The sequence below is a fragment of the Paenibacillus sp. NRS-1760 genome, from assembly GCF_050467785.1.
Taxonomy (GTDB): domain Bacteria; phylum Bacillota; class Bacilli; order Paenibacillales; family Paenibacillaceae; genus Pristimantibacillus.
Genome location: NZ_JBITPK010000007.1, coordinates 104,269 through 118,829, shown reverse-complemented (window position 1 = coordinate 118,829; position 14,561 = coordinate 104,269). Strand labels below are relative to the sequence as shown.

Sequence of the window (14,561 nt, the reverse complement as noted above, 5' to 3'; positions counted from 1 at the left end):
CTGTTCGCTATCATTAAATGTTCGTACATAATGACAAAGCAGGCTAGGTTTCCCCTTTATGAGGGGGCTTGGTCTTTTTTTATAGCATCTCGTTATTCACTGCTTTTTATTTCAGAATAAAACGAATAACAAAATAACGATATTGTCATTACACTCTTGATTTGATATAGTAGGCTAAAATCACCGAGAGGGGGACAGTGCTGAGCTAATGGATCATCCAACTGCCAGAAGCGGATGAATCGCTCGCTGCCCAATATGACAAATGATCTTCCGTTGAATAAGGAAACGATTTTAGATGCAGCTGAACAGGTGCTTAGACGTTATGGGCCCGATAAAAGCTCGGTTGTGGATGTAGCTAAGGTGCTGCAAGTAAGCCATGGTACGTTGTATCGCCACTTTGCAAGTAAAGCTGCATTGCGAGAAGCGGTAACGGGGCGCTGGTTGGAGAGATGCATTGCATTGCCTTTAGAAGCGATAGCCAATCAAACCGGCGGCAGCTCTTCAGAGCGCTTGCGTTTATGGATGGAGACACTCATCCGCAGCAAGCGGAATTATGCAGCCAATGATTCAGAGATGTTTGCGATGTACGCGGCTGTCACTGTAAATGCGGTTGAAATGATCACCGATCATGTGAACCGCTTGATAGGGCAGATCACGCAAATCATAGATGAAGGAATACGTTCAAACGAATTCAAGTCTGGACAAGCCGAGAACTTAGCGAAGGCCGTATTTTTTGCAACGTCGAAATTTCATCATCCTGCACATGCCAATGAATGGTTGGCAGAAGACATCGATGAACAGTTCAAATTCGTATGGAATTTACTGCTTAGTGGAATCGTATAATGTGAAGCCCCATGATGATTTTTATCAGAGGGGCTTTTTTATTTATAGATAAATCTTCTTTAATCAAAATGACAAATAATAAAAAATGTCACTTGATATTTGTCTGTGGCGAGAATATAATCAGAGCATAATGATGTAGATGCCAAGGAGGGAATAGTTTTGGAGAAGCGTTTAGCTGGGAAAGTAGCATTGGTAACGGGAGCGTCAAGGGGAATTGGTCGGGAGATTGCTGAGCAATTAGCGGGTAACGGTGCAAAGGTTGTTGTGAACTTCACGAGTAGCCCAGGCAAAGCAGAAGAAGTAGTAAATGGCATTAAGCGTTTAGGTGGTGAAGCTATAGCGATTCAAGCTGATATTAGTATCGTTGCGGAAGTAGAGGCTATGTTCAGCAAAACGTTAGAAGCTTTTGGACAAATAGATATACTTGTGAATAACGCGGGTATTATGATTACGAAGCCGATTGCTAATATGACGGAGGAAGACTTCGATAAGCAGTTCGCTATTAATGTGAAGGGCACATTTTTTGCTTGCCAGCAAGCGGCATTGCATATGAACGCTAACGGAAGAATTATCAATTTCTCGACTTCGGTTGTTGGCGCGATGTTCCCGACGTATAGCGTGTATGCAGCGACGAAAGGAGCAGTTGAACAGATCACTCGCCAACTAGCGAAGGAGCTTGGTCCAAAGGGGATCACCATTAATGCCATTGCGCCTGGTCCTGTTAACACGGAGCTCTTTAAAGTAGGGAAATCAGAGGAGCAAATAGCGGGTATTGCCAATATGAATGCATTCGGAAGATTGGGTGAACTTGAGGATATTTCGAGTGTGGTGCTATTTTTGTCCAGTGACGAGTCACAGTGGATGACAGGTCAGACGATTCGAGTGAATGGCGGTTTTGTATAATTTTGTTGTGAACAAAAAAGACGAGTCCGATCGCAGCTTCTGCGGAACGGGCTCGTCTTTATTTACGCCGTGAAGCTTAGAATAAGGGCGGAAAGCTCACTTACTATTTTTCGTCCTCATTCACTTTCTCATCAAACCACATCGGGTCATCGTTATCCACGTTGTAGTTGATAAGAAGCTCTTCGCCAGCTTTTACGTCTGAGTAAGTAAAGAAGTTAACGACATGATTGTCAAAATCAAGATCGTGATAAGCATTTGGGGTATAGGAATGGTTGAACAACATGCCGTATCCAAGCAGGATCGCAGTGTGATTAGCGCCATACTCAAACACATAATCAGCAAGCATCGTTTTCTCTATGTGCTCATGCTCCTCATTCGGGAAAGGAATGACCGGGGCTTCATGAAACAGTACGCCTTTTGCAATATCAACCTTCGCAAATACTCCTCTATTAAATTCTCCATCGCTAAGCTTAGAAGTCTTTACCTCAATCATGTTAGTCACCTACGGTTCTTTAGTCTAAGGAGCTCGTTGCCATTGCATTAAGCTCGCTCACCTTAGGTAATATATCAATTTAATGAGTAAATAGCCAGCGGCTTCGGTAAACGTTATTTCATAACGATCCATTATTGTGGGAACATTTATCATTTTCAGCCCGTCTAGGTTATGAGGTGATGATGATGAACCAAAAAATTCTGATATACCTTTTATGCGGAGTCATTCTGTTAAGTACAGCACTTATTGTTAACCCTAAAGCAGCTTTCGCATGCTCGTGTGCAATGTCGCCGTCTGCAGAGACGCAGGTAAAAGATGAGCTTGGACGCAAGACTGCCATTTTCACTGGAAAAGTAATCAAGGTAACACAGCCTCCTAAGAAAAAAACGATGTCATCTGCTGATCTCGTTCAAGTAGACTTTGAAGTAGCAACGGTATGGAAAGGAAAACTCAAGCAGCAGACAGCTGTATATACAGCGATGAGTTCTGCAAGCTGCGGATATGAAAAATTTAATGCAGGAGATACCTATATCGTGTCTGCTAATGACAGATCAGGAAAGCTAGAAACAGGGATATGTGATTTAACGAAGCTGGTTTCTGCTGCAGGAGAAGAGTTGAAGGTACTAGGCAATGGTTATAATCCGCTGCCCTTAAGCGCTGGCGAGGTTTTGCATGCTAACGAAAGCGGAGCAACAAAGCTGCAGATCATCATAGGTGCGCTAGCCCTTTTTATGATCATTGGGATTGTTGTTGTGCGGGCACGACGTCGTCAATAAAGCAATGAGGAATGTTATGTTTATAGGTTGTATATGTGCAAAAAAGAAGCCGTAAGCTCTTGAAGAGGATTACGGTTTTTTTGCATGCTCTTATAGGCTTCAAAAGTTATTTTCCTGCATGAATAAGAAGATAGGAGTAAGACATACCCTAACCTAATCCATTGATTTCTTATTTACATTCATAAAATCTATGGTTAAATGGGGAGTGGCGAAACGAGGTGATTGAACAGGTGCTTCGTCAAAAAGCATTAATTTTGGAGGGGTACATGTGTACAAGCTGCTGCTCGTTGATGACGAGCCGGAAGTTACGGAAGGATTAATGAGTGAGATTGATTGGAAAAGCTGCGGTTTCTCAGAAGTTAGAACAGCAGGGAACGGCAAGGAAGCGATAGAGATTTTTGAGAAAATGGAGCCTGATGTGCTCATTACAGATATTAGCATGCCATATATGAACGGTCTGGAGCTGTCGGAATGGGCTAGAAAGATATATCCCATTACACGGATTGTCATCTTATCGGGTCATGATGAATTTGAATACGCGAAGCAGGCCATACATTTGCAGGTAGAGGCTTATGTTTTGAAACCGTTCTCGGCAAAGCAGCTAACGGACACGATTGCGGAAGTAGCGAAGCGCATGGATGAAGAACGTGAGAAGCGAACCAATATTGAGCTTCTGGAGGAGCATTACCGCACCAGTCTGCCTATCGTGCGCGAGAAGTTTCTTTCCTCTTTAATTACTCGCAAACAGTCTTATAAGGACATTTCTATAAAAGCAGCGAAATACGGCATGGAGCTGAATGGCGAGGGGTATATCGTCTCCATTATTGCAGTTAATCACTCTGAACATCAGAAGGATGCTGAGCTTCAAATACCCTCACATTCACTTGCTTCGTCAACAGATTTGGATCTGAAGCTATTCTCCGTATGCAATATTGCAGCTGAAATATGGAATAAACATTTGCTTGGCAAAGTTTTTATTCATCAAGATCAAGTTGTACTGTTCACGGTCAGCCCAGAGCTCGATAAGGGCTTGGTGATGGAGAAAACACAGGATGCATTAAAGGAAATATTGCAAAGCATCGAGAGGTTTTTGCGTTTTCCCGTCATGATTGGCGTTGGAACCTTCACACAAGATGTGGGAAATCTCAAGTATGCTTATGAGGCTGCAACGGTTGCTTTAGATTATCGCCGGATTCTTGGCAACAATCTCATCATTTGTATCGATGATATGGAAAGTCGTGTGAATGACAAGCTTCTCTTTGACGAATGGAAGGAGCAAAATCTAGTTCGAACGGTGAAGCTTGGTACGGAGAAAGAACTGGAAGAAGTAATTGATGGACTGTTTGATGAAATATCCCGCATCCAGGCTCCTGTTCATGAGTATCAGCATTATTTGCTCGAGATGGTAACGGCGATTATCAAGCTGACCAAAGCTTATGAGAGTGACAATGATGACATTTTCGCAGGCGGATGGGGCATATTGAATCAATACCAGAAGCTGAACAGCATGCAGGAAACGAAGGCTTGGTTTGGAGATTTATGTGCTAAGGTGAGAGTTCGTATCGCCAGCCGCAGGCAGCATACTTATAAACAAATCGTAGAGGATGCCATTCACTATACGAAAGAGCATTATCACGATAGTGATTTGTCTATTGCGAAGGTGTGTGCCCATCTGCATATCAGCGCAGGATATTTTAGCGGCTTGTTTAAAAAAGAGTTAAAAATGACGTTCGGTGCTTATTTGCTGCAGCTTCGAATGGAACAGGCGAAGGAGCTGCTTCGCACGACAGAGCTCAAAGCATTTGAGATAGCGGAGAAAATCGGATTTGCCGATCCAAATTATTTTAGCCTCAGCTTTAAGAAATATGCCGGATTGTCTGCCAAAGAATATCGCAGCGGCTTACTGGGACTAGAGAAATGATAAAACGCAAAAGCATACAGTTTATTTTAACCGTTTCTTTTACTATATTTTCTGTGTTTATTATATTGCTTGTCAGCGTTGTTCTCTATGGCCGTTTCTCTGCAACTGCGCAGGAGAATGCCTTTCGCAATTCACAGCAAATTGTCGATCAAGTAAGCTACAATCTTGAAAATTATATAGAGGTCACGTCTGACTTGTTCAACATGATGCATCATTCAATCGGACAAAGCGCCGATGTGAAGTCCGATGGGATGCGCCGCCAGCTGGAATCGATGATGTCGACGCGTTCGGACACGGTATCACTCGCCTTATTCGATGATAAAGGTCAGCTGCTTATCGATTTACCGAATGTTGAGCTGAAGGAAACGCTGAAAGTGACGGAGGAAGGCTGGTTTCGAAGCGCACTCGATTCAGCAGGTCACTTATCCATATCGCTTCCGCATGTTCAAAATTTGTATAAGCAGCAGTTCCGATGGGTCGTATCGATGAGCAAAAGCATCACAGTCCAGCATCAAGGCAAGCAGGTTCATGGCGTTTTGCTGATGGATGTCAATTTCAATACGATTGATGAGCTTTCCGAACGAGTGAGCTTGGGGCAAAAGGGTTATGTGTATATGCTGGACGAGTCTGCGGGCAACATTGTTTATCATCCGCAGCTTGAGCTCATCTATGCGAAGCTGAAAGAAGAGAATGTTGAGCTGGCGCTTAAGCATACGTACGGCAGCTTTATTGACGATTCTAAGGATGAGGCAAAAATGATAAGCGTTCAAACGATTGGCAACGTCGGCTGGAAGGTAGTGGGCGTATCCTATTTGGATGAGGTGATGACGACAAGCGGGCAATTAAACCGATCGATGTCCAAGCTTGTTATCGGCCTAGCGCTAATCGTATTTTTATTATCGAGTTTAGTCGCACGGAGAATCTCAAGACCGATCAAACGACTGGAGCTTTCGATGAAAAGCGTAGAGCGGGGCGACTTCAACCTGGCCGCCAGCGGCGAAGGGCCGCTTGAGATCAAGCGTCTTGCAGATCGGTACAACATTATGATCGGTACGATCAAGCAGCTGATGGACCGAATTGTAAGGGAACAAGAGAGCAAACGAAAGTATGAGCTGGAAGCGCTGCAAGCGCAGATCAATCCGCATTTTCTGTACAACACATTAAATACGGTTGTACGCATGGTGGGCATGAACAAAAATGAAGAAGTGATTACGACGATTACATCGCTGTCCAAGCTGTTTCGCATTAGTATAGGCAAAGGGAAAAGCCTAATCACGCTTGCAGATGAGATGGAGCATGCACGGAACTATTTGGTTATCCAGCACATGCGGTTCAAAAACAAATTCGACTATTCCTTTGATTTGCAGCAGGAGGCATTGTCGCTTGCTACCTTAAAGCTTATTGTTCAGCCTCTAATTGAGAACGCGCTCGTGCATGGCATTGAGCCCTCCGTTGACAAGGGGCATATTGCTATTTCCATGAGGCTTGAAGGCACTGATATTGTGATCAAGATCGTTGATAATGGGCTTGGCATGTCGGAGGAGAGACTGGGTAAAATTCTTACAGGTGCTGTCATAAGCTCGAAGGGATCTGGTGTTGGAGTTATGAATGTGCAGGAGAGAATTCGATTGTTCTTCGGTCCAACTTATGGTTTGCATTTCGAGAGCGAGCAGGAAGTAGGCACAACCGTCACGATTCGTTTCCCTGCTCTTACACTGCAGCAAGCTGAAGGAGGGGAAAAGCATAATGGTTAATTTCAAAGGCAGAGTCATTAGCTTGCTGCTCTTCATCATAGCTGTCCTTTTATTGTATTCCGCTCTTTACCCGGGTCCAGAAGTGCCGAAGCAGGAGCAGACTGGGAAGACGATTCAGCTTATTCTTCGGACGAGCAAAGGCGACTACTGGAAAAATGTGACGATGGGCGCACAAGCTGCCGTCAAAGAATTTGGCATTACTCTGCATGTCTCTGCTGGTGCAGATGAGGGGGACATCAAAGGGCAGCTGCAATCAGCTATGCAATCGCTGGAGACTCGGCCAGATGCAATTGTACTCGGAGCAAATGATGATGCGGCATTTCAGCCTTTTTTGGAGGAAGCTGCGAAGCGGAATATACCGGTTATCGCAATGGATAGCTTGCTAACCTCGGGGAAGACGGCTTCCTATGTCGGAATGGACAATTACTTGGCTGGCAAAGAAGCGCTGCGGGAAATCGCCAGACAGCTTGGAGGCAACGGCGATATTGCGATTTTAACGTATAGCAAGGGTGGAATTAATGGCATTCAGCGGGAGCGGGGAATCCGTGATGCAGTTAACGAATATGAGGGACTTCACCTTGTTGGCAGTCAATTGTGCTCGGAGGCGTACCAAGAATGTGAGCAAACCGTCAGCAGTATTTTAGATAAACAAAAGGTAGACGGCATATTAACACTTAACACAGAAACGTCGATAGGAGCGGCGCATGAACTGAAACGCAGGCAAGCGGGCAATAAGATCAAGCTGGTAGGCTTCGATAGCTCGCCGGAGCTGCTGGAGCTGCTTCAGGAAAATCAGCTGCAAACATTAATCGTACAAAATCCCTTCAGCATGGGCTATCTTAGCGTCAAGCATGCATTAGCAGCAGCAAATGGACAAGCGGTTCCCGAGAAGGTTGAAATGAGTATGGAGCTTATAACGGAAGAGAATATGTTTTGGCTTAAAAATCAGAAGTTATTGTTCCCTGTTGTGCAATAATGCTCATTTTATATGCAAATAGATGAGGATATTAATAAAAGTGATGAGGATATTACATGTGAATCCCTCCAAAATTACGACATAATGAAGCAGTAGTTAATTCATCCACCAGGGGGATATAAATAATGAAAAAGTGGACAGCAGCGCTCGTTATTGGAGCATTAGCAGTTACAGCAGCAGGTTGCGGAAGCGCAAATGGCGACGGGAGCGCAAGCAGCTTGCCTAAGGCAGGCGTAGCCATTTATAAGTTTGACGACACATTTATGAGCGGTGTGCGCAGCGCGATCGATACAGCGGCAGAAGGTAAATTGGCAGTAGATATCGTAGATAGCCAAAACTCGCAGCCCACACAAAATGATAAAGTTGATTTGTTTATAACTAAAAAAGTAAAAGCAATGGCAGTTAACCCGGTTGACCGTACAGCTGCTGGCATCGTTATTGATAAAGCACAAAAAGCTAATATTCCGGTAGTATTCATTAACCGCGAGCCGCTTGCTGATGATTTGGCAAAATGGGACAAGGCGTTTTTTGTAGGCGCAAAAGCGGAAGAGTCAGGCACTATGGAAGGCGAAATCATTGCTGAGTATTGGAAAGCACATCCGGAAGCGGACAAAAACGGTGACGGCGTGCTGCAATATGCGATGCTGAAAGGCGAGCCAGGGCATCAAGATGCTGAGCTTCGGACTAAGTTTTCTGTACAGGCGATTCAAGATGCTGGCATCAAAGTCGAGAATATTGCTGAAGATACTGCGATGTGGGATCGTGTTAAGGGCCAAGAAAAGATGGCAGCTTTCCTTGCTTCCAAAGGCGATAAAATTGAAGCTGTTCTGGCAAACAATGATGACATGGCGCTTGGCGCAATTGAAGCATTGAAAGCTGCTGGCTACTTTAAAGACAATAAATTTATGCCGGTTGTTGGCGTAGATGCAACAGATCCAGCTAAGCAAGCGCTGAAAGAAGGCACTTTGCTCGGTACCGTTCTAAACGATGCGTCGAACCAAGGTAAAGCAACGGTTGAGCTTATGCGCGTTCTTGCTGCAGGCGAAACACCAACGAAGGAGAATACAGGCTTTGAAATTACAGACGGTAAATACGTTTGGATTCCATACCAAAAGGTAACGCAAGAGACCAAATAAGATAAGCGTTAAGATGGATGATCAAGAGCGGGGGAATAACGTCACTTGCGTTGCCCCTGTTTTTTTTCGCCTACTTTCTTGGCGGGCTGGACAAAGGGAGGCTATACGATGGCAAAGCAGCATCCTTATTTGCTTGAAATGAACGGGATTACCAAGACGTTTCCAGGTGTTAAGGCGCTAGATGATGTTACGTTAAAAGTACGGCCGGGCACGGTTCATGCGCTCATGGGCGAGAATGGTGCAGGTAAATCTACATTGATGAAATGTTTGTTTGGCATTTATAAGCCGGATAACGGCGAGATCATTCTTGATGAGCAAAAGGTTGATATTAAAAACTCCAAGGACGCATTGAATTACGGCGTCTCCATGATTCATCAGGAGCTGCATCCAGTGCCGCAGCGCAGCGTGATGGAGAACATTTGGCTTGGCAGATTTCCGGTAAGAGGCATAGCGCCTTTCCGGTTCATTGATCATAAAAAGATGTACCGCGACACAGCTCAGCTGTTCGAGGATTTAAATATGACGATTGACCCGCATCAGCTGGTCGGCGAGTTGTCAGTTTCCAAAATACAATCGCTCGAAATTGCCAAAGCGGTGTCCTTCAATTCCAAAATTATTGTAATGGATGAGCCGACTTCCTCGCTTACAGGCAATGAGGTAGAGCAGCTGTTCGACATCATCAATAAGCTGCGTGCACGAGGCGTTTCGATTATTTATATTTCGCACAAAATGGAAGAAATATTACGAATCTCCGATGACGTGACGATCATGCGCGACGGTAAATACATCGGTACTTGGCCAGCTCCTGAGCTGACCATCGATACGATTATTACGCGCATGGTTGGCCGAGATTTGTCGGATCGATTCCCGGAGCGTACGAACATCCCAGGAGAAGTCATGCTGCGCGTAGAGGGATTAACCTCGCCGCATGCACATTCCTTCAATGATGTATCGTTCGAGCTGAGAAAAGGTGAAATTCTCGGAATAGGCGGACTGGTTGGGGCTCAGCGTACTGAACTGATTGAGGCGTTGTTCGGGCTTCGATCCGTAAAATCAGGTGTCATCTACAAGGATGGAAAGTCGATTACGATTAAGTCGCCAATCGATGCAAAGCGCCACAAAATTGCACTATTAACTGAGGAGCGCAGGGTGACGGGGATTTTTCCGGTGTTGTCCGTAACCGAGAACACAGCGATCGCTAATCTCGATTTATATCAGAATCGCTTTGGCTTCTTAAATGAATCGAAGATGAGATCGGAAGCAGCAAAAGGTGTTGAGAAATTCAAGACGAAGACGCCGTCTGTTGATCAACTGATTCGCAACCTATCCGGCGGTAATCAGCAGAAGGTGCTGTTAGCTCGTTGGCTGCTTACAAATCCAGATATTTTGCTGCTGGACGAGCCAACAAGAGGCATTGATATCGGAGCTAAATATGAAATTTACAATATTATTATTGAGCTTGCCAAGCAAGGGAAAAGCATCATTATGATTTCGTCTGAGATGCCAGAGCTCATTGGCATGTCCGATCGTATCATGGTGATGTCGGAGGGTCGTGCCACAGGTATTCTTGAAGGCAACATGGCAACCGAGCAAAGTATTATGCGGCTTGCGGCACAGACGGGCTAATGATGAAGGATTTAAAGGAGGTTTACGGCAATGGAAGCAGCTAAAGGTTTGAAAATAAAAAATGCATTTTCGCAAAATGCCATTTGGATTGTACTTGTCGCATTAATTTTAGGAATCGCCATTATTGATGCAAACTTTTTGTCTATAACAACGCTTAGAGATATGATGGTGCAGTCATCGACGCGAGTCATTATTGCGCTTGGCGCTGCATTTGTTCTTATCACAGCGGGAACTGACTTGTCAGCAGGGCGTGTAGTCGGACTCAGCGCGGTCGTATCCGCATCGATGCTGCAAATGCCTGAATATGCGAGCAAGTTTTTCCCTAACCTGCCTGAGCTATGGGTGATCATTCCGATTGTAATCGCGATCACGGTTGGTTTGCTGGTCGGACTATTGAACGGCTTAATCGTAGCGAAATTTAACGTACCGCCTTTTATTGCTACGCTTGGTACGATGGTCGCGGTGTACGGTGCGAATTCTCTTTACTTCGATATGCCGCCAAACAACTCGCAGCCAATCGGCGGTTTGCGCAGTGATTTCACTGAAATTGGTACAGGTGCTGTTGGCAGCGGCCAATTCTCTATTCCTTATATCGTATTAATCGCTATTTTTGTAGCGTTCATCGTATGGGTTGTCTTCAATAAAACGCGTCTTGGTAAAAACATGTACGCCATTGGCGGCAACATTCAAGCGGCTCATGTATCCGGCATTAACGTGGCTAAAAACTTGATGTGGATTTATGCAATTGCGGGTGCTTTGTACGGCTTAGCGGGTGTGCTTGAAGCAGCGCGTACGGGCGGCGCGTCGAACAACTACGGCAATATGTATGAGCTTGATGCCATTGCTGCATGCGTGGTCGGCGGCGTTTCAACAACTGGCGGCGTAGGCAGAGTGAAAGGGATCATCGCAGGTGTTCTCATTTTCACTGTCATTAACTATGGTTTGACTTATATCGGTATCAACCCGAACTGGCAGCTGATTATCAAAGGTTTGATTATCGTTGTTGCTGTAGCGTTTGATATTCGCAAATATGTAGCGAAGAAGTAAAACGAGAACGAAGAAGAAGCTGTCTCAGAAGGTCGATGACCTTAGGGCAGCTTCTTCTTTCATACACACGATAGGTTTTCATTGTACTTCGCGCAACTGGTGGCAGCTATTCAGCAATGATGCTTTTAGATATGCAGGCTAAGACTCCTCCTCAATCACACGCTCAATATACTTCGCTACTCCATCCTCATCGTTGCTCTCTACGACTAGCGTGGACAGCTCAATGAGAGTAGGATGCGCATTGGAAACAGCGACCTTGGTGCCGGCAGCTTCGAACATCCCTAAGTCATTCAGATTGTCACCGAACACCGTAACGTCCTCAGGCGTACATTGCATCAGCTCAGCCCATTGCTTCAAGCCTTCTTTTTTATTTGCTTTGCTGTGGCTGAATTCTAGAAAATAATGATCTTTTATATATTGATCCTTCATGAGATGAACATGAACCCGATCGCCGAATGTACGCTGTACTTCATCCTTAAGCGGCTCAAGCTCATGCAGCAAGCCAATATAGGTCACAATCAGTGTCCTAAAGACATGCGAGCATTCGAGCAGCGGCATTTCTCCAAAACGAGGATCATTAGGGCGGCTCTCGTAGAAGGTTATGTCGCCAATTCGCAGCAGCTTCTCATGGAATACACGTTCCTTATCCTCTGCATCCAGCGCGAACAAGAAGGGAATTAGACCTTGTTTTCTTCCTAGATCAATAATTTGATTCGTCGTTTCGTTATCCAGCCAGTATCCGCCTATGACCTTAGATGAAATGGGATCAAAGACAACCGCGCCATTATATAAAACGATCGGATATTTCCACGGAATGATAGATACAATTTTGTTGGAGCTCATATAGCTTCTTGCCGTTGCATAACTAATGATGATACCTTGTTTCATCGCATGCTTTATGACGTTAATTGTATACTCGGACAAGGATGCATCCGATTGCAGCAGCGTTCCGTCAAGATCAGTAAGGAAATGTTTATTTGCCATTCATAAGCCCCCTGTTATTCAATATAAGACGCTGCTCCCGCCCATGCTTTCGCGAGCCGGCGTATCCCTCGTTCCATTTCTTTCTCGTGTAGTCCGCCGAACCCCAAGTATAATCTTGCAAAACGACTGGGCAGGATAGGCGTATCCTGTGCAGCATACACGTAAACATCCTCCGAAGCAGCAAGCTTAATCAGCTCCTCGGCACTGCACATTGTTTGAACAGCGATTTCCACATGCATCCCTGCAGAATCTCCATGAACCTGCACATACCCGGGCAAATAAGTGTCAATGAGCTGAAGCAGCTTAGCACGTTTTTTACGATAAAGATTGCGAACCTTCCTTACATGCCTGTACCAATGCCCTCGTTCCATGAACAGCTGCATAGCCCACTGATCGATGCGTGATGGACTTGTAAGCGTGTGCTCTATAGATTGCAGCTTGGTGAGCAGAGGAGTCGGGACAACCATATAATTCATACGCAGCGCGGGTGTGAATGCTTTGGAAAACGTCCCAATATAAATGACGCTGCCCTGATGATCCATTCCTTGGAGAGAAGGGATGGTCTTGCCCGAATAACGAAACTCACCGTCGTAGTCATCCTCAATGATATAGGCGCTGTTTGTGCTTGCCCAGTGGAGCAGCAGCTGCCTAGTGGAGTACGGCAATGAGCTCCCAGTAGGACGATGTGAAGGAGTGACATATAAGATTCGAATTTGTTTGTCTTCTAATATAGAAATGAAGTTCTCCATGTTATGGATGGGGACAGGAGCGACGTTGTAGCCGTGCTGCTGGAAGGCAGCTCTTACCTGAGCGATACCGGCTTCTTCCACTGCAATTGTAGATGCACCGTTTAGCAGTTTAGCGAGAATTTGTGTGCTGTAAGAAAAACCTGATCCAATAATGATTTGTTCAGGCTTGCAATTGACGCCTCTTGAACGCTTTAAATAGTAAGACACTTGCAAACGTAAATCGTATTCGCCCCGCGGATCGCCATACTGATGAACATCATTCGCATGGAGAGATAGGGCATCATGAAGTACGGACTTCCATGCGCGAATGGGGAATGATTGTCCGTCCACGGCGAGCAGGCTGAAATCGACGACTGCGTCGTTTTGGATAGGAATCGGAATGGAATGGCGATGTATGCTGGCTTTTTCTTCTAAAATCTCTGTATGAACCATGGCGGCAGCAGGAGTTAATTGTGATTGTATGACAAAAAGACCGGCGCGCGGCTTGCTAACCGCATAACCTTCTTCCAGCAGCATGTGATACGCCGTTTCAATTGTCGTTTTACTAAGCTTCGATTGCTCGTGGAGCGATCGAATAGAGGGAAGCTTTGTTCCATCCGCTAGAGCGCCAGATTGGATGAGTTTCCGTAAATGTCTGTACAACACCAAATAGACAGGGCCTTGCTCTTCTTCTGAAAGGTTGATATCCATCTTATCTCCACACAATCTGACCCTTAAAATTCATATAAATCTGACACTGTGTTAGAGGTCAATTTCAGTATAAACTTTGGCATAGGCTTCCATCAATAACAAGAAATATAAATGGAGAGAAGGGGTTGCTATGCCGCGAGTAGAAGGAACCGTTGAAAGAAGACTAGCAACATTAGGGATTATTGTACCAAAGGCGAGCGAGCCCGCAGCTAAATATGCCAACTGCGTATTTTCAAATGGACTTCTTTTTGTTTCGGGAAAAGGTCCTTCGTCCGCGATAAAAGGGAAGCTTGGCAAGGAGTTCACGACAGCAGACGGTTATCAACTCGCTAGGCAGACAGGAATTGAAGTTCTCGCCGTATTAAAGCATTCACTAGAGCAGTTGGATCTTGTGACCCGCGTCGTAAAGGTACAAGGTTTTGTGAATGCTGATCCTAGCTATGAAGAGCATCATAAGGTACTCGATGGCTTCTCGGATTTGATGGTGGAGGTATTTGGCGAGAGAGGAATTCATGCACGTTCGGTCATGGGGGCGAGCTCCTTAAGAAATCAGCTGCCGATCATTGTTGATTCTATTTTTGAAGTGGCCACGGCATAAAGTCTTCTAATTATTAGCCGTTGCATTTGCTTTTATATTGCCTTAACATTAAAGTTTAAGAAAGC

13 protein-coding genes are annotated in these 14,561 nt (G+C 45.1%); 10 read left to right on the top strand and 3 right to left on the bottom strand.

Annotated elements, in window-relative coordinates; genetic code table 11:
- The first annotated feature begins 234 nt into the window (after nt 1–234).
- Entirely contained in the window at nt 235–843 is a 609-nt protein-coding gene (locus ACIFSR_RS04550; protein ID WP_430055289.1) for a TetR family transcriptional regulator, read from the top strand.
- Nucleotides 844–1,002: 159 nt separating this feature from the next.
- Entirely contained in the window at nt 1,003–1,746 is a 744-nt protein-coding gene (locus tag ACIFSR_RS04545) for an SDR family oxidoreductase (RefSeq protein ID WP_430055287.1), read from the top strand.
- A gap of 103 nt (nt 1,747–1,849) precedes the next feature.
- On the opposite strand, the gene ACIFSR_RS04540 is transcribed toward ACIFSR_RS04545, so the two are convergent.
- The gene (locus tag ACIFSR_RS04540; protein ID WP_054026376.1) at nt 1,850–2,239 is read right to left on the bottom strand and encodes an SET domain-containing protein; all 390 of its coding nucleotides are present in this window, start codon (nt 2,237–2,239) and stop codon (nt 1,850–1,852) included.
- A gap of 185 nt (nt 2,240–2,424) precedes the next feature.
- On the opposite strand from ACIFSR_RS04540, the gene ACIFSR_RS04535 reads away from it, so the two are divergent.
- The 7 genes from ACIFSR_RS04535 to mglC all read left to right on the top strand — a co-directional run bounded on the left by ACIFSR_RS04535 (nt 2,425) and on the right by mglC (nt 11,475).
- Nucleotides 2,425–3,015 (top strand): hypothetical protein, encoded by a 591-nt coding sequence (locus ACIFSR_RS04535; protein ID WP_430055283.1) that lies wholly within the window; start codon nt 2,425–2,427, stop codon nt 3,013–3,015.
- Nucleotides 3,016–3,283: 268 nt separating this feature from the next.
- Nucleotides 3,284–4,936: a response regulator gene (locus ACIFSR_RS04530; RefSeq protein ID WP_430055280.1), complete on the top strand. Its 1,653-nt coding sequence runs from the start codon at nt 3,284–3,286 to the stop codon at nt 4,934–4,936.
- On the top strand, nt 4,933–6,690 hold the full coding sequence (locus ACIFSR_RS04525) for a cache domain-containing sensor histidine kinase (protein WP_430055279.1): 1,758 nt from the start codon (nt 4,933–4,935) through the stop codon (nt 6,688–6,690). The genes ACIFSR_RS04530 and ACIFSR_RS04525 overlap by 4 nt, the downstream gene beginning before the upstream one ends.
- Entirely contained in the window at nt 6,683–7,666 is a 984-nt protein-coding gene (locus ACIFSR_RS04520; RefSeq protein ID WP_430055276.1) for a substrate-binding domain-containing protein, read from the top strand. Before ACIFSR_RS04525 ends, ACIFSR_RS04520 begins: the two co-directional genes overlap by 8 nt.
- Nucleotides 7,667–7,791: 125 nt before the next feature.
- Nucleotides 7,792–8,802, top strand: coding sequence for a galactose ABC transporter substrate-binding protein (locus ACIFSR_RS04515; protein ID WP_339206735.1), 1,011 nt, complete (start codon nt 7,792–7,794; stop codon nt 8,800–8,802).
- 108 nt (nt 8,803–8,910) lie between these two features.
- A complete protein-coding gene (locus ACIFSR_RS04510; RefSeq protein WP_430055273.1) occupies nt 8,911–10,428 on the top strand; it encodes a sugar ABC transporter ATP-binding protein in 1,518 nt (505 codons plus the stop codon).
- Between the two features lie 30 nt (nt 10,429–10,458).
- A complete protein-coding gene (mglC, locus tag ACIFSR_RS04505) occupies nt 10,459–11,475 on the top strand; it encodes a galactose/methyl galactoside ABC transporter permease MglC (RefSeq protein WP_430055270.1) in 1,017 nt (338 codons plus the stop codon).
- Nucleotides 11,476–11,613: 138 nt separating this feature from the next.
- On the opposite strand, the gene ACIFSR_RS04500 is transcribed toward mglC, so the two are convergent.
- Nucleotides 11,614–12,459 carry a Cof-type HAD-IIB family hydrolase gene (locus ACIFSR_RS04500; protein WP_430055268.1) on the bottom strand — a complete coding sequence of 282 codons (846 nt, stop codon included), beginning with the start codon at nt 12,457–12,459 and terminating at the stop codon, nt 11,614–11,616.
- Between the two features lie 14 nt (nt 12,460–12,473).
- The gene (locus ACIFSR_RS04495) at nt 12,474–13,898 is read right to left on the bottom strand and encodes a PLP-dependent aminotransferase family protein (protein ID WP_430055266.1); all 1,425 of its coding nucleotides are present in this window, start codon (nt 13,896–13,898) and stop codon (nt 12,474–12,476) included.
- 130 nt (nt 13,899–14,028) lie between these two features.
- Here ACIFSR_RS04495 and ACIFSR_RS04490 point away from each other — a divergent pair, with 130 nt between their 5' ends.
- Entirely contained in the window at nt 14,029–14,496 is a 468-nt protein-coding gene (locus ACIFSR_RS04490) for a RidA family protein (RefSeq protein WP_430055263.1), read from the top strand.
- The last annotated feature ends 65 nt before the right edge of the window (nt 14,497–14,561 follow it).